Raw genomic sequence first — 19,247 nt, 5'->3', positions numbered from 1 at the left:
TCGAAATGACAGGAGACTTTCGTTTGTCCACCCTAACGCACGGCCTCGTCCGTTTCGTAGGCGTATTCTTTTTCCCACTCCGCTTCTTCCCGAAGCTGCTTGCGGTAAACGATCCGCGACAGCCAGATGCTCAGCTCGTAGAGGAGCAAAAGCGGAATGGTGACCAAGATGTCGCTGACAATTTCCGGGGGCGTCAAAGTAATCCCCACGACTGCCAGACCGAAGTAAGCGAAGCGGCGGACTTTCGCCAGCCTCATCGGATTGAGAATGCGGATCCGGGTCAGAAACATCACGATGATCGGGAGCTGAAACAGCACTCCGAACGGGATCACCATGTTGAACAAAAACCCGAAGTACTCCGCAATCCCGTAATTCGGATCGGCCCCGATGGTCGCCGTCATATTGGTCATGAACTGCATGATCATCGGAAAGACCACGTAGTACCCGAACAAGATCCCTACGATGAACAGAAAGCACGCCGCCGGGATGAAGTAAAGCGAGCCGCGCCGCTCGTTGATGTTGAGGCCAGGCGAGACGAAACGCCACAAATGGTACAGCGCCACCGGCAGGGTGACCACGGCGCCGATCAGAAACGCAAACTGCATGTACACGCGGAGCGCATCGGACGGGTGCAGGGAAATGATCGGCACGCCGTCCGCGATCGGCTCTTGCTTCAAATATTCAATGAGGGGGCCAGCCAAAAAGAAGCCGGCAATCAAAGCGACAATGAAAACGGCCAGCACCCACAAAATCCGCGTACGCAGCTCTGTGAGGTGCTCCACCACTGTCATTTCCTGATCCTTCATGGCAACCACCTTGCCCAACTAGGCTTGTTGCTGTTCCCGTTCTTTTTGAGAACGCTCCAGCTCCATCTTTTCGCGAATCTCTTTCTCGATTCGCTCGCGCTCCAGGCGCTCGCGGATTTCACGCTCGATCTTCTCCCGGTCAAACGCATCCTTCTCCGTAATGACCGCTGCTTTAGCCGGAGCCGCATCCTTGGCTTGTTCCTTGCGCTTCGCTTCCTCGTCATCGTCGTCGTCGCTGGTCAGGCTGCGGGTCGCGTTTTTGAATTCTCGCAAGGTGTGCCCTACCGCGCGTCCCAGCTCCGGAAGTTTTTTCGGTCCGAATAATACCAGTGCCAAAATCAAAATCAAAATCAGTCCAGGAATTCCAATGCTACTCATCGCGTTCACTCCTTTTCCCTGTTCATTTTCAGTCTAACCATCTAGCCCTTTCGTAAACCACCATATCCCAGCCGTGTCATGTCAGCCGCCTCGATGCGTTCTCCCGCCAAAATCCGCGGCAAAATCACGTCAAACGAAGTAAACTTCTCGTGCATCACGGCGCCGGGCAAACCGAGAATCGGGATGTCGCCCTTGTACGCAACGAGCAGCATCGAGCCCGGCAGCATCGGCGTGCCGTATCGGACGACATCGGCGCCTACTCCCGCAATCGCGCCAGGCGTACGGTCATCCGGATCGACAGACATGCCGCCCGTGGCCAAAATCAGATCGACGCCTTGCTCGAGAAAGGCGTTGATCTCTCTCTCAATCGCTTCCTTGTCATCTGGGGCAAAGCGCTGCTCCACCACTTCCGAACCGAGAGCCTCCACCTTGGCGCGGATGACAGGGCCGAATTTGTCTGCAATGCGACCGGAATAAACTTCTCCGCCCGTGGTGACAAGCCCGACCTTCTTTTCCAGGAACGGCTTCACTTGCACAATCGGCTCGGCATACTGCTTGGCCAACTGCTCGAGCTGGATAATCCGCTTTTCTTCCATAATCAACGGTATGATCCGAGTCGCGGCCAGGGTGTGTCCCGGATGGACCACCTGATCGCCAAAGATGGTGGACAGCGCGATGCCTTCCAGCTCGTTGAGCGCGTGGACAGCCGCCTCGTTGATCTTCGCAAGACCCGTCCGCGATGCCTTCATGGACACCTTGCCTTCGTACGGCTCAGTCAAGGTCAGCCCCTGGCCCGACACGGCCTTGGCGATTCGCAGACCTGCTTCCTCTTCATGAATGAACCCTTCCGGCATTTCCAGCACATAGATGTGTTCTTTTCCGATCGACAGAAGCGGCTCGATGTCCGCTTCCGTCACGACATGGCCTTTTTTGAACAGGCGGCCCTTAAACTCGCCGGGCAAGATCTGCGTCATGTCGTGAGGAAGCATCATGCCGATCGCATCGCGCACCGGCACCTCCCGCATCTTCGGTTTTTCTACCATCCCAATCCGCCCCAATCCTCACTGGCCTTTCCCGTTCCCTGCAAAATGTGCAAGGCGTCGGAAAGCATATCTCCAATCGCGTTGAAACAAATCTCTACGCCTTTCGGATTGCCCGGCAGGTTGATGATGAGAGAGTTGCCCCTCGTCCCCGCTACCGCTCTCGTCAGCATGGCGCGGCGAGACTGCTGCAATCCGGCGCGGCGCATCTCTTCGGCCAGACCGGGAACCGGCCGGTCGATGACCCATGCGGTCACTTCCGGTGTCACGTCCCGCGGGCTGAGGCCTGTACCTCCAGTGACAATCAAAAGATCGCACTTTTCCCGATCCACGAGCTCAATCATGTGTTCTTTCAAATCTTCCATGTCGTCGGCGACCTTGCGATAGACAGCCACATCGGCATGCAGCCATTCTGTAGTCAGTTGCCGAATGATCGGGATGCGGTCATCGACCCGCTCACCTCTGGCGATGGAATCACTTGCCGAAATTACGCCTACCTTCCAATTGCCCACAGCTCATTCCTCCGTTTTTTCACTCGATTGTATTGTACACTTTTTTGGGCTTGGTGTAGATAGTGCCTCCGGAAAAGAAAGCTCCTGACACAAAACATTCACCTTTGGAAGAAACCCCTTTCCGTGACAAGCCCATCCAGCTTAATATCGTGAGGCTCGCGCGGAACTTGCTCCACCACCTGCATGGAAAACGCGACGCCAACCAAGTAGGGGCGAACGGCCAAGGCAGCCAGAAACCTGTCGTAGTAGCCTCCCCCGTAGCCCATCCGCCCGCCGCGCGCGTCAAAAGCCACTCCCGGGACCACGACCGCATCGAGCCGTGTCAAATCCGCCTCCTCGGCGAGCACAGGATCCGGCTCCCAGATGCCGTACACGCCTTGCCTCAGCATTTCCGGCCCGCTGTATCGGTAAGGAATCAGGCGCTTCTCGGATGGCACCGTGCGCGGCAGCCAGATTTCCTGCCCCCGCACTTTTGCCGCTTCCACGAACGGCCAAATATCCAGCTCCGTGTCGAACGGATGAAACGCCATAATCGCTCTCGCCTCGGCCAGCCGATCGCACTGCAAAAGCTTTTGGCAAACCGCGGCGGAGTACTCTTTGCGCTGCTCTGCCGGCATGGCCTTGCGGGCTTCCATGATACGGGAACGGAGCTGACTTTTCACCGCTTTCGCATCCATCTGCACGTCCATCCTCTCCCTGCGACAGGTAACATGCCCCAAGGCTTGTCCCTGATGCTGTCTCTACGCTACACTGACAGTAATAGATAATGAGGTGAATCTGATGATATTGCTGCAAGCTGAACATATAGAAAAAACGTACGGCATCGAGACCATTTTACAGGACATTTCGCTGCAAATACAAACGGGAGAAAGAGTCGGTCTGGTCGGCGTCAACGGTGCAGGCAAGTCGACCTTGATGAAGATACTCGCGGGGGAACTGAGCTATGACGCCGGGACGATCCGCATCCCCAAAGATGTCACGCTCGGCTATCTGGCACAGAACAGCGGGCTCGAATCAGAGCGCAGCATCTGGGATGAAATGCTGAGCGTCTTCACCCATTTGCAGCAGGAGGAAAAGGAGCTGCGCGAGCTCGAGGCCAAGATGGGCGACCCGGATGTCATCGCCGACGAGAAGCGCTACCAGCAAATTCTGGAGAATTATTCCCGCCGTTCCGAGGCGTTCAAGGAAAAAGGCGGGTACAGCTACGAAGGGGCCATCCGCGGCGTCCTGCACGGCCTTCGCTTTGCCGACATGGATTACAATACGCTGATCCGCACGTTGAGCGGCGGGCAAAAAACGCGCCTGGCTCTGGCGAAGCTGCTGCTGCAGTCGCCAACCATCCTGCTCTTGGACGAGCCGACCAACTACCTGGACATCGAGACCCTCACCTGGCTGGAGATGTACTTGCAGAACTACCAGGGCGCGATTCTCGTCGTCTCCCATGACCGCTACTTCCTCGACAAGCTGGTGACGATCGTCTACGAGATCGAGCGGACTCGGGCCACCCGGTACGTCGGCAACTACAGCCGCTTTCTCGACCAGAAGGCCGCCAGATTGGAGCAGGATCTCAAGCGGTTTGAAAAGCAGCAGGAGGAAATCGCCAAGCTCGAGGATTTTATTGCGCGCAACATCGCCCGTGCCACGACGACCAAACGGGCGCAAAGCCGCCGCAAGACGTTGGAAAAAATGGACCGGCTGGAAAAGCCGATCATGCAGAACAAGTCCGTCCACTTCTCGTTCGATGTCTCCAAAATGAGCGGCAACATCGTCATGAAAGCGGCAAACCTGGCGATCGGCTATCCGGACGCCGTGCTCTCTCGGGGGCTGACCTTCGAGCTCGAGCGCGAAGAGAGGGTCGCACTGGTCGGACCAAACGGAATCGGCAAATCCACCCTGCTCAAAACCATTGTGGGCGAGCTCTCCGCTCTCAAGGGAGAGGTTCAGTTCGGCAGCAACGTGACGATCGGCTACTACGACCAGGAGCATCGCAACCTCAATCTGGCGAACACGGTGCTTGGCGAAATTTGGGACGAATACCCGCAGATGCTGGAGAAAGATGTACGCACACTGCTCGGCAATTTCCTTTTCAGCGGAGATGACGTGCAAAAGCGCATCTCCGATCTGTCCGGCGGAGAGCGCGCCCGCGTATCACTTGCCAAACTGATGCTCAAGCAGGCGAATTTCCTGATTTTCGACGAGCCGACCAACCACCTGGACATCTACAGCAAGGAAGTGCTGGAGAACGCGCTTTACGATTACCCCGGCACGATCCTGTTCGTGTCCCACGACCGGTACTTCCTGAACAAAATCGCCAGCCGCGTCCTGGAGCTGTCTCCTGACGGGGTCACGAACTACCTGGGCAACTACGATTACTACGTAGAGAAGAAGCAGGAACTGGCCGAGCTCGCAGCCGAGCAGGCCGCAGCGCCGGCCAAAAAGCAAGGAACCGCTGCACAGCCGGAAAAGACTTCGTACGAGCTGGACAAGGAAGCCAAGCGCCGCGAGCGCCAGCGCATGCGACGCCTGGAAGAAATCGAAGCGACGATCCAAAAGCGGGAAGCGGATATCGTCCGCTGGGAAGAAGAGCTGTGCCTCCCGGAAATCTACAGCGACCATGTCCAGGCGAAGGAACGGAACGATCTGATTCAGGCGGCCCGGGAGGAACTGGAGCAGCTTTACGATGAATGGAGCAGTCTCTCCGAAGAATAGGGTTGTGTCACGTCGCCCACCTTTCGTCTGCCGTTTCTCCCAAAGCTGCGTACAGGGCCGGGACGACGAGAAAGATGATGCATGTCGCAGCGGTAACGATTCCCGAGTCATTGAGCGCAAGACCGGCCAGCGAACCGGCAATGACCCCGGGAAAGCCTTTCACCAAATAAGGCGTGTCCGCTCCCAGATGGCGCAGGAACCGATCGTTCCACAAAGCCAGCATGCCAAGCACGATGAGCGAGACGACAAAAACCTTGCTCCAGATGGAGACGCGTATCAGCCGCACGTTCATCGCAATCTTGCGCTCGACCATCCGTCCGACCTCGTCCCATTGCCCCCCGACAATTTGCTGGGCGACTCGGCCGATGTGCGTCGGCGGCTGGTCAGAGAGCAAGCTGGCTGCGACAAGTACAGCAATCCCACTTATGAGGCCACCTGTCAAAAGCAGGAGGCCTTTTTTTCCGATCACCCACCCCTGCAAACGGGCAAATGCGACGAAGAAACCGACGAGTCCGGCAAGAAAGCCGCCCGCATCCGTGCCTAGACCCGGCGCCACCATGTAGTACAGCACTGCCGCGAAGATGGCGGCAGCCAAGCAAGTTCGCACACGGGTACGAATGAGCTGGTACAGCGACGCGGACAGCATGACCGCGCTGCCGATCAACACGCCTTCGTACTCGTTGCCCAGTCCGTAAAAACGCGCTCCGATCACCGGATCGTAGCCCAGATACGAGCTTCGCATCAGGTTCGCTCCTGTCCAGCCGTCCACAAGGAGACCCGCGACGGTCACACCGCAGACAATAGCCGTCGTCTGCGGCAGCGGGCGGTGCTCCAGCAGAAAGGCGGCAAGCAAGGCCACGACGATCAGGGAACCAAGCACAACCGGCCCGGAAGCTCTCCACCCGACCGCTCCCTCCAGAAGCAAGAGAGCCGGGAAGCAAAACATCGCGAGCAAGGCCAGCCTCACCCCTCGTCGCAGGCGTTCAAGACCGGCAGTTCCTTTTGACCTTTTGCCGATCACCCATACGAGCGCCGCGCATGCCAGTGTGATAATCTGCAGCATGACATACGAGTACAAAACCGATGGGCGGGTAGCGTACGTATGGTGAATCTGCTTGATGTGCTCCATGAGATGTCCTTCGTTTTGCCCGGAATCGATTCGCAGCGGATGGCCCGCCAATCCCTTGGGAACGGGAACGTCCAGCCACGTGAGAATCGTCGGCAAAATGTCCAGGCCGCTGACCAGGCCGGATTGCCGCGTCGTCGCGGAGGTGAGCAGGCCCGAGCTGCCTTTCTTCCACACGAGCAGTGGGGTGAGCAGCGCTTTTTCCTTGGCCGCATTCGGATTGACCGCCGGGGAGAGCAGCAGCACCATCTGATTGTCCCTGCGCATCTGAAGCAGCCGGTCCACAAATCCTCCGAGCTCGCCCAGCACCCGTCTGTACTGTCGGTCGAACTGGCCCTCGTGCATCTGATCGGACAACTGGTACAGCCGCGACAGATCAGACAGCTGTACGGTGATCAAGCCTGCACTCCTTTCCTCGCTGACTTGCTTCAGCAAATAATCGTAGTTCGTCTGTATGCCGTAGGGTGCTCCCCTCCGAGTAATCACGGTAGCCGGGGACACATCTCCGGCAGGCACCCTTCCCTTCTCGTCCATGGCAAACAGAGCACTATGGCGTTGACGGGTGTCGGCGTAATCTCCGTTTCCGTAGACCGCGACGGGTATTCGATGAGCGGCCAGAGTCGTACCGAGCAATCCGATTCTCGGCGTGAACGGTTTGTTCTGATTGTCGGCAAGCAGCCGGAAAATACCGGGAAAAACGAGAGAAGAACGCGCCAGATCCTCCTCAATGGCGGCCCCCAGCTCCAGCGCTCTTTCCCCCGCTGTCTCGCGTTCTGTCACGCGTTCCCACGGGTGGTAGGCCGTCCCGCTCCGCTCGGTATAGAGTGCCTGGCTTCCGCCTCCCATGAGCAGGTAGCTGTTTGCGGCATTTCTTGCGCCCGGCGTGCGGATCGACATGGCTGCCATGCCAGCCTTCTGCATCCACATATCCACATGAGGCTCCCCGCGAAGCTGTTCCAGATCGAAAAATGACATCCCTTCCACAAACAAAACGATGACTTGCGGGGCTTCCTTTTGTGCCGCAGATGCTCCGTTGGACGCACTTGCCCACCCAATCAGAAATGACAAAATGACGAGTGTGATCCACTTTCTCACCACTGACCTCCTGTTGATAACCGCACCGCTCTTATCCACAAATTCCACAAAAGAATCCACAACCCGAGGGTGATTTTCCCGGTCATTTTTTGTGTTATCACCAGTATTCACAGGAGGGGGTGGGAACAATCCGAAAAGTTATCCATGGGGTGTGGATAAGAGTAAGAAAACCTCTATCACGCTCTGTTCAAGGATGAGCTGATTCAGCAATTAGAAAGCCTGGCTACGCCATGCCTTTTGGCGGAGCCGCGGTTGCACTTATACTGGATAGGAATTTTAATACATTCCTATCTGTGCAAAAAAACATCCCCGTCCACCCGGCGGCCAGCCGGCATAGGCGAGGATGTTCTTTGTCTGCACTCCTAGGATCAGTGTTCAGAAAGCGGCAAGCCGGGCACACCGTTCAAGTCCAGCTCGGCAAACTGCCCCTTTTCGTAGCGGATGAACCCGGCGGCGGCGATCATCGCGGCATTGTCCGTACAAAGGGAAAGCGGAGGAATCACCAACGGGACGCCTTCCTCCCGGCAACGGCTCTGCAGCCTTTCCCGCAATCCGCGGTTGGCCGCGACGCCGCCCGCCAAAAGCACCTGTCTGGCGCCGTACTCGCGGACAGCCCGTAGCGTTTTTTCCACCAGCACTTCCGTCACGGAGTCCTGGAAGCTCGCTGCCAGATTGGCAGGCTCGATGGTCTCTCCCCGCTGCGCGGCATTGTGCAGCGTATTCAGCACCGCCGATTTCAATCCGCTGAAGCTAAAGTCGTACGAGTCCGGCTCCAGCCACGAGCGCGGCAGCGGCACATTCGGCATGCCTTCGTGCGCGAGCCGGTCGATGTGCGGACCGCCGGGATAAGGCATGTGCAGGGCGCGGGCGACTTTGTCGTACGCCTCCCCTGCTGCATCGTCTCGGGTCTCGCCCAAAATTTCAAACTGCCCGTGCTCTTTCATCCAGACGAGCTCCGTATGGCCGCCTGAGACGACGAGCGCGATCAGCGGAAAGTCCATCTCCTCCACCAGCCGGTTGGCATAGATGTGTCCGGCGATATGGTGGACGCCGATGAGCGGAATCCCGCGAGCCAGTGAAATCGCCTTGGCCGCAGCTACCCCGACCAGCAGCGCGCCGACCAATCCAGGTCCGTAGGTCACCGCAATGGCATGAATGTCGTCCAGTGTCTTGCCTGCTTCCTGAAGCGCCTCTTCGATCGTCAGCGTGATGTTTTCCACATGGCGGCGGGAAGCAACCTCCGGCACCACGCCGCCGAAACGCTTGTGAATGTCTGCCTGGGAGGCGATCACATTGGAAAGCACTTCTCTTCCGTCGCGCACGACAGAGGCTGACGTCTCGTCGCAGCTGGTCTCGATCCCGAGTATATAAGTCGGCTCTCCCGACTGTTTGTGTGTCTGATACGCCTCTTGCACGCGCTTCTCGTAGCGCGAAGTATAGGTCCTGTTCATTACAGCGTCACCCACATAATAATTGCGTCCTCGTTATTGTCGGAATAGTATCGTTTGCGTACGCCATGCTCCCTGAAGCCCAGCTTGGTGTACATATTGCGCGCCACGATGTTGGATGGCCGCACCTCCAGCGTCATGCTTTTGGCGTGATACATCCGGGCCACACTCATCATCTTGAGCATCAGCCCCAGGCCGATCTTTTTCCCCCGGAACAGCGGATGGACAGCCACATTGGTAATATGCGCTTCATCAAGGATGACCCACATACCGCAGTAGGCCACGATCCGGTTTTGATGAACGGCCACCACGTACCGGGCGTTGGGGTTTTTCGTCAGTTCATTCACGAAGGCGTCATGCGGCCAGGGCGTGGTAAACGACAGCCGCTCCAGCTCCGCTACGGCCCCGACGTCCTGCATCGTCATAAATCGGTATTCCAGCTCGATTGGTTGAGTCATTGCCATTACTCCTTTGCGGAACCCTCCTGCTTTTGGGCCAGCCATTTTGCTTCCGCTTCCGCCAATTGAAGGTATTCAGGCACCAGCTCATGCGCATTTTTGCCATCCTGCAGATGGCGCATCGCCAAAAAACCGATGTGCGCCGCACGGGGATGGTTCATGGCTGGAGAAGCAAACTGCGCTTGCTCCCCCAATTCCTGCACAATCGTCTCGCGATGCAGACGAACGTCCTCGCCGAGGAACAGGATCGGGGCGCCCTGCGCCTGTTCCCGAAGCATCGGCAGCCAATCCCTCAACAGGATGATCGCTTCTTTCTCCTGCAGCTGGACGGACGCCATCCCTTCTGTCCGATAAGCCCCCGTGTACACCTGGCCTCTGCGGGCATCGAACAAGGGAACGATCAGGCCGGGAAAGCCCAACGCGTTCATGGCGACGGCCTGCAGGCTGGAGACGCCTACGACAGGCAGGTTTAGCGACCAGGCCATGCTCTTGGCGGTCGCCACTCCGATCCGGACGCCTGTATAGGAGCCCGGTCCCTTGGCCACTCCCAGCCCGCCAAGCTGCTCGGGCAGCGTATCCGTAGCGTCCAGCAGCTCGGAAATGCAGTCCATGAGGCGGATCGAATGGTTTTTTTGCTGGTTCGTCGTCATCTCCGCCAGGACCCGCTCTTCTTCCACAACGGCTACGCTCAGCACCAGATTGGACGTATCAATCGCCAGTACGCGCATCAAAATCAAACTCCTCACACAATTTCACATAACGGTCCCCATGCGGCACCAGCTCGATCAGACGTCTGTCTTCCCCGGCTACGCGCAAATAGACGGTCAACCGGTCTGCGGGGAGTACCTCCTCGATCAGGGAAGCCCACTCGACCACACAGACTCCTTCTCCAAAAAAATAGTCGTCCAGACCGAGCGAGTCCACGTCATCCCCGACCCGGTAGACATCCATATGATAGAACGGCAAGCGCCCCTGATATTCTTTTATGATCGTAAACGTCGGACTGTTCACCACTTGCCGAACGCCTAGACCCCGTCCGAGCCCTTGGGTGAACGTCGTTTTCCCCGCTCCCAGATCGCCTTCCAGCGCCAAAAAGTCGCCCGGCTGCAAATGGGCCGCGAGACTCTCCGCGAAACGGTGCGTCTCCTCGACACCTGAGAGTGTCCACTCGTATGCCATGTTGTCATCCCCCTTCACGACGACCGAAATGGTTGAAGCCGGCCTTTGGCAATGGCGACCGCTCGCCTGCCCGCAGGCAGCTGACCGATGCACCTGCCGCTCGGCTCGTTACGCGGCCAATGATCGTAAACGGAATGCCGGCCGCTGCGAAATCCCCGGACAATGTATCGATGCTCGATTCGTCGACAGTACCGACCAGCTGGTAGTCCTCCCCACCGTAAAAGGCCCAATCCAGCGGATCTTTTCCCGCCTGCCCCGCGCAGGCGCGTACTTCTTTGCTGATCGGAATCAGGCTTGCGTCGATCTCGAGCTCCACACGGCTCGCCTCGGCGATTTCCCATAGCTCCGAGGCCAGTCCGTCGCTGACGTCGTTCAAGGCTCCACAAGCCCGCGAAGCAAGGAGGATCCTCCCCGCCTCCACTTGTGCGCTCGGACGCTGGTGCGCTTTGACCAGCCCCTGAAATGCTTCGGATATGGGCTCGCCGGTCTCTTTTTTCTTGAGCAAGAGGTACAGCCCTGCGGCCGACGTCCCCACGTCTCCGGTCACAAACACCAGCTGGCCGGGCTCCGCATGGGAACGGCGAATCGCCCGGCCCTTTTCCACCTCGCCGAGTACCGTCACGGAAAGATGAAGGGCATCAGGCGCCGATACCGTATCCCCGCCGATCAGCTTTACACCGTATTGCTCGCAAGCCTCGTAAATTCCATCGTAAATGTGAGCAGTCTGCCCAGCAGACCAGCCGGGAGACACGGCGATAGTGACCAGCGCGTACCGGGCGAGCCCTCCCATGGCGGCGACATCGCTCACGTTGCTGACCACGGCTTTGTACCCGATGTCACTCGGATGCATGGTCTCTTTTAGAAAATGGACGGTTTCGACCATCGCATCGCAGCACGCCACGACTTCCATCTCGGGCGTCGGAGTATAGACAGCGGCATCATCCCCGATTCCGACGGTCAAGCCGTCTCCTTCCTGTCCGTCCGATCGGCTCGTCCATTGCCGGATCAGGGAAAATTCATCGTGTGCCACCTCGAACGCTCCTTTACGGCATAGTCCATTCATTATAACGCTGCACTCCAAAGGCGCGCAACAAAGCACCGCCTGCGTGCAACAAAGCACCGCCTGCGCGAGACAAAGCGCGCGAAAGCCCGCCTCCCCGAGCGCCTCAGGAAAAAACGGGCTCTTTTAGCTCCCTCAGAACCAGCTTGCCGCTGCATCTGCCGCAGCGGTAGCGGGATGGGTTTATCTTGCGCTTTCGCTTATAAGTCATTCCGCACGCCTTGCAAGCAAGCTCATAGCGATAAGGCAGTCGCTTCCGCCCTTCTCCCACCTGCTGGCAGTACCGGCTGCCGCCGACCTGCTTGAGCAGCAGCTGGAAGTCGCGATCCGCATGGCGGTACCCCCGCTTGGCCAAGTGCAGATGGTAATGGCACAGCTCATGCTTGATGATGGAAACCAGCTCGTCCATGCCATGCTCCTGCAAATGCCGCGGATTCAGCTCGATGTCGTGGCTTTTCAGCAAATAACGCCCGCCCGTCGTACGCAGCCGGCCGTTAAAGCGGGCCTGATGGCGAAAGGGCACAGCGAAAAATTGGCTGGATATGTCCTCCACCAGCTTTTGCAACTCCTGATCGGTCATCGTTTCTCCTCCGCTCCTGTCTTTCCTTTCACGATAGCAGTTCCGGTTGAAAAGTGCCAGACAGTTACGCTACACTGGTTGGTAGAAAAGTAGAATGGTGGAGGAGCTCATGCGCTATTTGCTGTTGCAGGAAGGCACCGCACTTCAGTTTGTCGCGATGCCCGAATCGCACATGTACCAACTGGTTGCCCTGTTCAAGCGGCTGCACAAAGAGATCGACAAACTGACCATCGCGGATCGGCCGAAGCTGCCGCAAGTCGTCGCGGAATGCGCCGAACTGGAGCTGCTTGACAAGGGGCTCTCGGTCGCCGATGGTCTGGACTACGTAAGCGAGCTGGAACGCCGCTTTGCCTCCTTGCAGGAGAGCCAGTATCCGTTGATTTCGCTCTTGACGGAAATTCGCGCCCTCCAGGCCCAACTGGAATTTTTGCGCGAAGAAGAGTAACACCCCGTAAAAAATAGGTACCTCCATCTCGTCCTGCGCATACACATGCCAATAGACGATGAACTCCAGGAGGTACCTTCATGCCACAATGGATGCGTAGGCAGTTGCAGCGTGCCTTCAGCGGGAAGGATGTCAGGCAAATTCGCTTGCTGAACAGTTGCTGGTTCTTATATTGGGAAAAACATGGCGGACGTCCCGAATAACGGGGCGCCGCCTTCTTGTTTTCCTTACCCTTCCGTCGGTGCGACCATCGTCAGCCCTACCCGCTGGCGCTTTTCGTCGATTTCGACGACCCAGACGTCCACGATGTCCCCTACCGTCACTACATCGAGCGGGTGCTTCACAAATCCTTTTTTCAGTCGGGAGATGTGTACGAGGCCGTCGTTTTTCAGGCCGATATCTACAAATGCGCCGAAGTCCACGACATTGCGGACCGTTCCCTGGAGCTTCATTCCTACGCTCAGATCCGAGAGCTGGAGGACGTCGCTGCGCAAGAGCGGCTTAGGCAGCTCGTCCCGCGGGTCGCGCCCAGGGCGCAGCAGGCTTTCCACAATGTCGGCGAGGGTCGGTTCCCCGATGCCCAGCTTCTGCGCGGTTTCCGCTACGTTCAGGGACTGGAGGCGCTCCTTGCAGCGGTCGCTTCCGATCTCCCCGGGCGCAATGCCGATCATCTGCAGCAGCTGGTCCGTCGCCCCGTAAGACTCGGGGTGGATCGGAGTCTTGTCCAGCGGATTGGATCCCTCCATGACGCGCAGAAAGCCAATGCACTGCTCGTACGTTTTCGCTCCCAGACGCGGCACGCCCTTCAGCTCTGTCCGTGACGAAAACTTGCCGATTTCATCCCGTTTCTTCACGATGTTGACCGCCACCTGCTTGCTGATGCCGGACACGTACTGCAGGAGAGAAGCCGAAGCCGTATTCACGTCCACTCCCACGTGGTTCACCGCAGATTCGACGACGAATTGCAGGCTGTCCGCCAGCCGCGATTGAGACACATCGTGCTGGTACTGACCGACACCGACCGACTTCGGATCGATCTTGACCAGCTCCGCCAGCGGGTCCTGCAGCCGCCTTGCGATCGATACGGCACTGCGCTCCGCGACGTCGAGCTCGGGGAACTCTTCCTTCGCCAACGTGGAGGCGGAGTAAACGGATGCGCCCGCCTCGTTTACGATGATGTACATCACGTCTTTTCCCAGCTCTTTCAAGACATTTGCGATGAATTGCTCCGTTTCCCGCGAGGCGGTGCCGTTGCCGATAGCGACCACGGTGACGCCGTGCTTCTCGATCAGCTGTTTCACTTTTGCCGCGGCTTCTGCCACCTTGTTCACCGGAGGAGTCGGATACACGACGGCTACCTCCAAGAGCTTGCCTGTCTCATCGACCACAGCCAGCTTGCAGCCTGTTCGAAACGCCGGGTCGACCCCCAGCACGACCTTTCCTTTGACCGGCGGCTGCAAGAGCAGGTTGCGCAGGTTTTCCGCAAAGATGTGGATCGCCCGCTCCTCCGCCGTTTCCGTCAGCTCCGAGCGCACCTCGCGCTCGATCGATGGCGCGATGAGACGTTTGTAGGCATCCTCGATCGTCTGCTCGAGCACCGCTCGCACAACGGTCTCCCGCGGGATGACCCGCTTCTTCATCCACGCCAGAATCTCGGGAACGGGCGCTTCGATCCCCACCTTCAGGATCCCTTCGTTCTCGCCGCGATTCATCGCGAGCACGCGGTGAGGCACCACCTTTTTCAACGGCTCGCTATATGCATAGTACATTTGGTACACATTTTTTTCTTCGGCTTCATCCGCCTTTTTCTCCGACAGCAATAGGCCCTGCTGCAACGTCCGCTGACGGATCCACTGCCGGATGTCCGGATCGTCGGACAGGTGCTCAGCTACGATATCCATGGCCCCTTGCAGAGCCGCCTCAGCCGACTCGACGCCTTTTTCCGGGTCGATGAAACGCTCCGCTTCCTTGTGCGGATCCCCTGACTTCGGCAAGCTCAACAGGTAATCGGCCAGCGGTTCCAGCCCTTTCTCCTTGGCCATCGTGGCACGGGTCCGCCGTTTTTGCCGGTAGGGTCGATACAAGTCCTCTACTTCCTGCAGCTTGGCTGACGATTCGATCGCTGCGCGCAGCTCATCCGTCAGCTTGCCCTGCTCCTCGATCAGGCGAATGACTTCTTCCTTTCGCACGGACAAATTGCGCAAGTAGCGAACGCGCTCTTCAATGTCCCGAATCTGCGTCTCGTCCAACTGCCCCGTCATTTCTTTGCGGTAGCGGGCGATAAACGGGACCGTGTTTCCTTCGTCCAAGAGCGCGATCGTACGCTCAGCCTGGTGAGGTTTGACGCCGGTATCCCGGGCGATAGTCTGGATCATCAACGAAAGTTCCATACGTGTCCTCCTGCGCTCGTTCTTCGCCGTTTATTGTACCACATTTGCTGTTAACGTCTGGAAGCATAAAAAAAGAGGTGCCGTCCGACACCCCGTCCCTTTATGTTCCCAGCAGCGTTTCGTGCTGATCCACCTTCAGGGCTTCCCGCAATTTTCCGAGCGCCCTGCGCTGGAGCCGCGAAATGTGCATCTGGGACATGCCCAGCACATCCCCCGCCTGCTTTTGGCTCAAGTTTTGATAAAATGTCAATTGGATAATTTCCTTTTCCCGCTTGTCCAAAACGTGCAGGGCACGATCCAGCATCATGTTTTGCTCGACCTGGCCGTAGCCCGCTTCCTGGGAACCGATCAGATCCAGCAACGTGATCGTATTGCCGTCGCTGTCCGCTTCCAGCTCGCTGTCCATGGAAAGCGAATGGTAGCTGCGCCCCATCTCCAGCGTCTCCAGCACTGCCTCCTCGGATACGCCCAGACAGCGGGCGATGTCCGCGATCTGGGGAGACCGCTGCAGTTGAACGGTCAGCTCGTCCACCACCCGCTTGATCTTCGGGCTCAGCTCTTTGACCCGCCGAGGGACGTGGACGCTCCAGGTCTTGTCCCGGATGTACCGCTTGATTTCGCCAATGATGGTCGGAATGGCAAAGCTCTCAAACGTCCGATCGAACGCCGGATCAAATCTGCGCAGCGACGCCAGCAGACCGATCATGCCGACCTGAATCAGGTCCTCGTGCATGATTTGCCCGCGAACGAACTTTTTGGCCAAGGTCTCGACCAGAGGGGTGTACGCTTCCACCAGCAGCTCCTGCAAGCCGGCATCGCCCGTCTCCCAATACTGGTGGGTGAGCTGCCTTAGCTCTGCGGGACTAAACTTCTTCTTCCGAGATTGTTCGGTCATCGCCAGCCACCCCATCCCGCCGAACATATTTGGTCATGGTGACCGAGACACCGTGGTCTGTACGAATATCTACCTCGTCCATCAGGGCATGGATCACATAGAGCCCAAGGCCCCCCTCTTCCACCTCTTCAATGTCGATCCCCGCGCAAAGCGGCGAGAGTTGATCAAGGACAGGCTCGCTCTCCAATCCCTTTCCCTGGTCCGATACGACGATCACCAAGCGGTCGGGATGGACCTGGCACACGAGCTGAATCACGCCGTCAGCAGCTCTGTACGCGTGCTTGACCGCATTGCTGCATGCTTCGCCCACCGCCAGCTTGATGTCCTCGATTTCTTCGAAGGAAAAGCCCATGCGGTTGGCCACGCCCGACACGGTCAGGCGGGCGACTCCCAAGTAATCCGGCACCCCGGGGAACTTTAATTCAATCACGTCTGCCACAGGTCTGTTTTGAGCCATTACGCGCTCTCTCCTTTGCGGATGACGACCAGCTCGTACAAGCCCGTAATCTGAAACAGCCTCTCCACGCGTGGAGAAAGGTTTTGGACCACGAATTCGCAGCCCGACTGTTTGCACGCCTTCATCACTGCGATAAAGATCCCGATGCCCGTGCTGTCCATATATTCCACTTCTTTCAGATCAACGGCTACGACAGACGCATTCGGCGACTGTACCAGCGTCATCAGCGCTTCTTTTACTTTCGGACCAGTGAAGGCATCGACATCCCCGCTAAGGTTTACTTGATGCTCTGTCTCGGTGCTGGTCGTCTTGATCGTCAGGTCCATCGATATCACCCTCCAGATGTCGTTCATGTTCTTCGCAGGACAATCATGGTGTAATCGTCCGGCAGCTCAAACTGGGAGAGCAAGAGAAGCTTGCTGTACAGGCCGTCCGCCATCGCTTGGGCAGTGGAACCGACTTCGGCCTGCAAGTATTCCACGAGCTCTTCCCTCTGCAAGTAATATCGGTCAATTTTCCGTTCCGTTACACCATCAGTCAGAAGAATCAGAACATCTCCCACATCCAGATAAACTTCCCGCTCCTCATAACGGCTGTTCGGGCTTAGTCCCAGCGCCGGGCCTTGTCCCTCCATATCGTAAAAACGTCCTTCCTTTGCCCGGTATACAAATCCCGGCTCATGGCCGGCCACGGCGTACCGAAAGGAATGGCTGCGTGTATCGTAGCAGCCCAATACCATCGTCACGAACATGCTGGGGTCGATATTCCGCTCCACCACCCGATTGAGGTTGTGCAGCATTTCATCCGGGCTCTGCTGCATCTCTCCCAAGCTGTCCAGCGCGTATTTCAGCATGGACATGCACATCGCTGCCGAAATGCCCTTTCCCGTGATGTCGGCGACCATCAAGCATAAACGGTCTTCGTGACAGATGAAGTTGTAGTAATCGCCGGAAAGCTGTTTTGCCGCGACGCTCACCACCCCGAGATCCACCCCGGGGTAGACGGGGAGCGCCTCCGGCAAAAGGGCCTTCTGCATGGCGGAGGCGACCGCGATCTCCGATTGAAGCTGCTTGTGCTTGCTTCTCAAACTGGTAACGGAGCGGTGTTCGTTTCCGTATTCGATCATCACTTCGGTCAAAATAGAAAAGGAAGCACGCACAAATTCGGGTACTTCCCCCAGCTCTTCCAACGCTCGACCGTGCAAGTCTATGATTTCTTCCGGTGAAATGTCCCGCAGCAGCAGCCATTTGCCCAACTGCTGGGCGTCGTACAGTTGATCCTCACCTTGGCCAGTCAAGTAATCCCGGAGAATTTTGACGTACTCTTCCTCTACACCCCGGGTCATCATCTCTCTCCACCTTCCTTATGTTCGTTCCAGCCATTTGGCGATGACGACGCGCGTTCCTTCGCCTGGAGCGCTTTGAATATCGAACTCATCCATCATTCGCCTGACACCGGGCAGCCCTGCTCCAAGCGCACCGGTAGTCGTGTAGCCGTCCTCCAGAGCCTTGCGCACGTCCGGGATTCCCGGGCCCGCGTCCACCGCCGTTATTTGCAAGCCGATTGCCCCTTCGCGTTCAATCGGCGTTATCGTAATGGTTCCTTTTCCTGCGTACAAAAAAATGTTCCGAGCCAGTTCAGAAATGGATGTGGCCATCCGGGACTGCATGATCGTGCCGAACCCTAACTGACGCGACATATTCCGTCCCACTTGCCTCGCTGCGACAATATCCGACTCTGTCTCTATCTTGATTGTCTCAGGATACAACTCTGCCACAATCAAAAAACCCCTTCCGCCTTCACCTGGTAGGTAGAAATGAATTGCAGCTTTTGACACCTTAATCAAACCATGTCACATTTTGTCTAAACTCGCTACTCCATCACATTCGCTATATGCTCGCAAAATCCCTGCCCTGCACGCAAAAAAACCACTTGCTTTCGCTCAAGTGGCTTTTCCTCTCCAAAGGCCTATCCCGCTCTAAAAATCAATGAGTCCCAAGCTGATTTGCAGGGATTCATTGACACGATCCATCATCTCGTCGTCCAGATGAGTAATCTTGTCGGTTAGCCGTTGTTTGTCAATGGTTCGAATTTGTTCCAACAGAATGACGGAGTCACGATCAAATCCATATAATTTTGCGTCAATCTCAACATGCGTGGGCAATTTTGCCTTTTGAATCTGCGCCGTGATAGCTGCGACGATGACCGTCGGACTAAATCGATTTCCAATGTCGTTCTGAATGACTAATACAGGCCGAACGCCTCCTTGCTCAGAGCCAACGACCGGTGACAGGTCCGCGAAAAACACATCGCCACGTTTAACAATCACTGGTCACACCCCGCTAACTAAGCGGACAAGAGTATGGTCAGCCTCTTCTTCAGCGCCAAAAGCCTCCGATGCCATTTTCAGATTGATTTTCGCCATCTCCATGTATCCCTTTTGCATCGTCTCACGGATGGTGCGCTTCTTGCGCTCCTTCAAATACAGATGCATCGCCTGACGAATGAACTCGCTGCGATTGGATTTTTCCTTCTGAATCACGCCATCCACTTCTTGAAGCAAGTGTTGTGGCAAACTGATCATGATGCGTTTCGTGTTTGACTTCGACAAGACAAATCCACCTCCAACCATGACCGTAACTTTCATCCGCTAAGCATGTTCTCCTGTC

At 57.1% G+C, this 19,247-nt stretch carries 23 protein-coding genes; 3 read left to right on the top strand and 20 right to left on the bottom strand.

The window, feature by feature from the left end; genetic code table 11:
- Nucleotides 1–32 precede the first annotated feature (32 nt).
- The 5 genes from tatC to RGB73_RS03040 form a co-directional block, all read right to left on the bottom strand.
- Complete coding sequence (tatC, locus tag RGB73_RS03060) at nt 33–806, bottom strand: twin-arginine translocase subunit TatC (RefSeq protein WP_310769095.1); 774 nt, start codon at nt 804–806, stop codon at nt 33–35.
- 18 nt (nt 807–824) lie between these two features.
- Nucleotides 825–1,184: a twin-arginine translocase TatA/TatE family subunit gene (locus tag RGB73_RS03055; protein WP_310769094.1), complete on the bottom strand. Its 360-nt coding sequence runs from the start codon at nt 1,182–1,184 to the stop codon at nt 825–827.
- 41 nt (nt 1,185–1,225) lie between these two features.
- Nucleotides 1,226–2,227, bottom strand: coding sequence for a molybdopterin-binding protein (locus RGB73_RS03050; protein ID WP_310769092.1), 1,002 nt, complete (start codon nt 2,225–2,227; stop codon nt 1,226–1,228).
- Nucleotides 2,221–2,736 (bottom strand): MogA/MoaB family molybdenum cofactor biosynthesis protein, encoded by a 516-nt coding sequence (locus RGB73_RS03045; protein WP_310769090.1) that lies wholly within the window; start codon nt 2,734–2,736, stop codon nt 2,221–2,223. The genes RGB73_RS03050 and RGB73_RS03045 overlap by 7 nt, the downstream gene beginning before the upstream one ends.
- 98 nt (nt 2,737–2,834) lie before the next feature.
- Nucleotides 2,835–3,413 carry a 5-formyltetrahydrofolate cyclo-ligase gene (locus RGB73_RS03040; RefSeq protein WP_310769089.1) on the bottom strand — a complete coding sequence of 193 codons (579 nt, stop codon included), beginning with the start codon at nt 3,411–3,413 and terminating at the stop codon, nt 2,835–2,837.
- A gap of 103 nt (nt 3,414–3,516) precedes the next feature.
- Between RGB73_RS03040 and RGB73_RS03035 the strand changes: the two genes are divergently transcribed.
- Entirely contained in the window at nt 3,517–5,445 is a 1,929-nt protein-coding gene (locus RGB73_RS03035; protein WP_310769087.1) for an ABC-F family ATP-binding cassette domain-containing protein, read from the top strand.
- 7 nt (nt 5,446–5,452) lie between these two features.
- Here RGB73_RS03035 and RGB73_RS03030 read toward each other — a convergent pair whose 3' ends face one another.
- The 7 genes from RGB73_RS03030 to RGB73_RS03000 form a co-directional block, all read right to left on the bottom strand.
- The gene (locus RGB73_RS03030) at nt 5,453–7,666 is read right to left on the bottom strand and encodes a hypothetical protein (protein ID WP_310769085.1); all 2,214 of its coding nucleotides are present in this window, start codon (nt 7,664–7,666) and stop codon (nt 5,453–5,455) included.
- Nucleotides 7,667–8,034: 368 nt separating this feature from the next.
- Nucleotides 8,035–9,117, bottom strand: coding sequence for a tRNA (adenosine(37)-N6)-threonylcarbamoyltransferase complex transferase subunit TsaD (tsaD, locus tag RGB73_RS03025; protein WP_310769083.1), 1,083 nt, complete (start codon nt 9,115–9,117; stop codon nt 8,035–8,037).
- On the bottom strand, nt 9,117–9,572 hold the full coding sequence (gene rimI / locus RGB73_RS03020) for a ribosomal protein S18-alanine N-acetyltransferase (protein ID WP_310769081.1): 456 nt from the start codon (nt 9,570–9,572) through the stop codon (nt 9,117–9,119). Before rimI ends, tsaD begins: the two co-directional genes overlap by 1 nt.
- A 5-nt stretch (nt 9,573–9,577) precedes the next feature.
- Nucleotides 9,578–10,300, bottom strand: a complete 723-nt coding sequence (gene tsaB, locus RGB73_RS03015) for a tRNA (adenosine(37)-N6)-threonylcarbamoyltransferase complex dimerization subunit type 1 TsaB (protein WP_310769079.1) — start codon at nt 10,298–10,300, stop codon at nt 9,578–9,580.
- Nucleotides 10,281–10,751, bottom strand: a complete 471-nt coding sequence (gene tsaE, locus RGB73_RS03010) for a tRNA (adenosine(37)-N6)-threonylcarbamoyltransferase complex ATPase subunit type 1 TsaE (RefSeq protein WP_310769075.1) — start codon at nt 10,749–10,751, stop codon at nt 10,281–10,283. Before tsaE ends, tsaB begins: the two co-directional genes overlap by 20 nt.
- A gap of 4 nt (nt 10,752–10,755) precedes the next feature.
- Nucleotides 10,756–11,781 (bottom strand): thiamine-phosphate kinase, encoded by a 1,026-nt coding sequence (gene thiL / locus RGB73_RS03005; protein ID WP_310769072.1) that lies wholly within the window; start codon nt 11,779–11,781, stop codon nt 10,756–10,758.
- A gap of 136 nt (nt 11,782–11,917) precedes the next feature.
- Nucleotides 11,918–12,391: a SprT family protein gene (locus tag RGB73_RS03000; protein ID WP_310769070.1), complete on the bottom strand. Its 474-nt coding sequence runs from the start codon at nt 12,389–12,391 to the stop codon at nt 11,918–11,920.
- A 109-nt stretch (nt 12,392–12,500) separates the two neighbouring features.
- Here RGB73_RS03000 and RGB73_RS02995 point away from each other — a divergent pair, with 109 nt between their 5' ends.
- Nucleotides 12,501–12,836: a hydrolase/acyltransferase gene (locus RGB73_RS02995; protein ID WP_310769068.1), complete on the top strand. Its 336-nt coding sequence runs from the start codon at nt 12,501–12,503 to the stop codon at nt 12,834–12,836.
- An 80-nt stretch (nt 12,837–12,916) separates the two neighbouring features.
- The gene (gene cmpA / locus RGB73_RS02990; RefSeq protein WP_152985748.1) at nt 12,917–13,039 is read left to right on the top strand and encodes a cortex morphogenetic protein CmpA; all 123 of its coding nucleotides are present in this window, start codon (nt 12,917–12,919) and stop codon (nt 13,037–13,039) included.
- Nucleotides 13,040–13,063: 24 nt separating this feature from the next.
- Here cmpA and RGB73_RS02985 read toward each other — a convergent pair whose 3' ends face one another.
- The 8 genes from RGB73_RS02985 to RGB73_RS02950 form a co-directional block, all read right to left on the bottom strand.
- Nucleotides 13,064–15,226, bottom strand: a complete 2,163-nt coding sequence (locus RGB73_RS02985) for a Tex family protein (RefSeq protein ID WP_310769064.1) — start codon at nt 15,224–15,226, stop codon at nt 13,064–13,066.
- A 100-nt stretch (nt 15,227–15,326) separates the two neighbouring features.
- The gene (gene sigB / locus RGB73_RS02980; protein ID WP_310769062.1) at nt 15,327–16,121 is read right to left on the bottom strand and encodes an RNA polymerase sigma factor SigB; all 795 of its coding nucleotides are present in this window, start codon (nt 16,119–16,121) and stop codon (nt 15,327–15,329) included.
- Nucleotides 16,090–16,578 carry an anti-sigma B factor RsbW gene (rsbW, locus tag RGB73_RS02975; RefSeq protein WP_310769059.1) on the bottom strand — a complete coding sequence of 163 codons (489 nt, stop codon included), beginning with the start codon at nt 16,576–16,578 and terminating at the stop codon, nt 16,090–16,092. The genes sigB and rsbW overlap by 32 nt, the downstream gene beginning before the upstream one ends.
- The gene (locus tag RGB73_RS02970; protein WP_310769056.1) at nt 16,578–16,904 is read right to left on the bottom strand and encodes an anti-sigma factor antagonist; all 327 of its coding nucleotides are present in this window, start codon (nt 16,902–16,904) and stop codon (nt 16,578–16,580) included. Before RGB73_RS02970 ends, rsbW begins: the two co-directional genes overlap by 1 nt.
- A 23-nt stretch (nt 16,905–16,927) precedes the next feature.
- Entirely contained in the window at nt 16,928–17,926 is a 999-nt protein-coding gene (locus RGB73_RS02965; protein WP_310769053.1) for a PP2C family protein-serine/threonine phosphatase, read from the bottom strand.
- 15 nt (nt 17,927–17,941) lie between these two features.
- Nucleotides 17,942–18,277 (bottom strand): anti-sigma regulatory factor, encoded by a 336-nt coding sequence (locus RGB73_RS02960; protein ID WP_396136193.1) that lies wholly within the window; start codon nt 18,275–18,277, stop codon nt 17,942–17,944.
- Nucleotides 18,278–18,556: 279 nt separating this feature from the next.
- Nucleotides 18,557–18,907, bottom strand: coding sequence for a type II toxin-antitoxin system PemK/MazF family toxin (locus tag RGB73_RS02955; protein WP_023556675.1), 351 nt, complete (start codon nt 18,905–18,907; stop codon nt 18,557–18,559).
- 3 nt (nt 18,908–18,910) lie between these two features.
- Nucleotides 18,911–19,210: a CopG family ribbon-helix-helix protein gene (locus RGB73_RS02950; protein ID WP_025845698.1), complete on the bottom strand. Its 300-nt coding sequence runs from the start codon at nt 19,208–19,210 to the stop codon at nt 18,911–18,913.
- Nucleotides 19,211–19,247: the final 37 nt, after the last annotated feature.

The sequence above is a fragment of the Brevibacillus brevis genome, assembly GCF_031583145.1.
Lineage (GTDB): Bacteria > Bacillota > Bacilli > Brevibacillales > Brevibacillaceae > Brevibacillus > Brevibacillus brevis_E.
Note: the sequence above shows the minus strand (reverse complement) of the source record. Positions and strands in the feature narration are given on the sequence as shown.

Bases quoted from the DNA above. Each gene is read 5' to 3' on its own strand.
- tatC (WP_310769095.1), bottom strand. From the start codon at position 806: ATGAAGGATCAGGAAATGACAGTGGTGGAGCACCTCACAGAGCTGCGT.
- RGB73_RS03055 (WP_310769094.1), bottom strand. From the start codon at position 1,184: ATGAGTAGCATTGGAATTCCTGGACTGATTTTGATTTTGATTTTGGCA.
- RGB73_RS03050 (WP_310769092.1), bottom strand. From the start codon at position 2,227: ATGGTAGAAAAACCGAAGATGCGGGAGGTGCCGGTGCGCGATGCGATC.
- RGB73_RS03040 (WP_310769089.1), bottom strand. From the start codon at position 3,413: ATGGATGCGAAAGCGGTGAAAAGTCAGCTCCGTTCCCGTATCATGGAA.
- RGB73_RS03035 (WP_310769087.1), top strand. From the start codon at position 3,517: ATGATATTGCTGCAAGCTGAACATATAGAAAAAACGTACGGCATCGAG.
- tsaD (WP_310769083.1), bottom strand. From the start codon at position 9,117: ATGAACAGGACCTATACTTCGCGCTACGAGAAGCGCGTGCAAGAGGCG.
- rimI (WP_310769081.1), bottom strand. From the start codon at position 9,572: ATGACTCAACCAATCGAGCTGGAATACCGATTTATGACGATGCAGGAC.
- tsaB (WP_310769079.1), bottom strand. From the start codon at position 10,300: ATGCGCGTACTGGCGATTGATACGTCCAATCTGGTGCTGAGCGTAGCC.
- tsaE (WP_310769075.1), bottom strand. From the start codon at position 10,751: ATGGCATACGAGTGGACACTCTCAGGTGTCGAGGAGACGCACCGTTTC.
- RGB73_RS03000 (WP_310769070.1), bottom strand. From the start codon at position 12,391: ATGACCGATCAGGAGTTGCAAAAGCTGGTGGAGGACATATCCAGCCAA.
- RGB73_RS02995 (WP_310769068.1), top strand. From the start codon at position 12,501: ATGCGCTATTTGCTGTTGCAGGAAGGCACCGCACTTCAGTTTGTCGCG.
- cmpA (WP_152985748.1), top strand. From the start codon at position 12,917: ATGCCACAATGGATGCGTAGGCAGTTGCAGCGTGCCTTCAGCGGGAAG.
- RGB73_RS02985 (WP_310769064.1), bottom strand. From the start codon at position 15,226: ATGGAACTTTCGTTGATGATCCAGACTATCGCCCGGGATACCGGCGTC.
- sigB (WP_310769062.1), bottom strand. From the start codon at position 16,121: ATGACCGAACAATCTCGGAAGAAGAAGTTTAGTCCCGCAGAGCTAAGG.
- rsbW (WP_310769059.1), bottom strand. From the start codon at position 16,578: ATGGCTCAAAACAGACCTGTGGCAGACGTGATTGAATTAAAGTTCCCC.
- RGB73_RS02970 (WP_310769056.1), bottom strand. From the start codon at position 16,904: ATGGACCTGACGATCAAGACGACCAGCACCGAGACAGAGCATCAAGTA.
- RGB73_RS02965 (WP_310769053.1), bottom strand. From the start codon at position 17,926: ATGATGACCCGGGGTGTAGAGGAAGAGTACGTCAAAATTCTCCGGGAT.
- RGB73_RS02960 (WP_396136193.1), bottom strand. From the start codon at position 18,277: ATGTCGCGTCAGTTAGGGTTCGGCACGATCATGCAGTCCCGGATGGCC.
- RGB73_RS02950 (WP_025845698.1), bottom strand. From the start codon at position 19,210: ATGGTTGGAGGTGGATTTGTCTTGTCGAAGTCAAACACGAAACGCATC.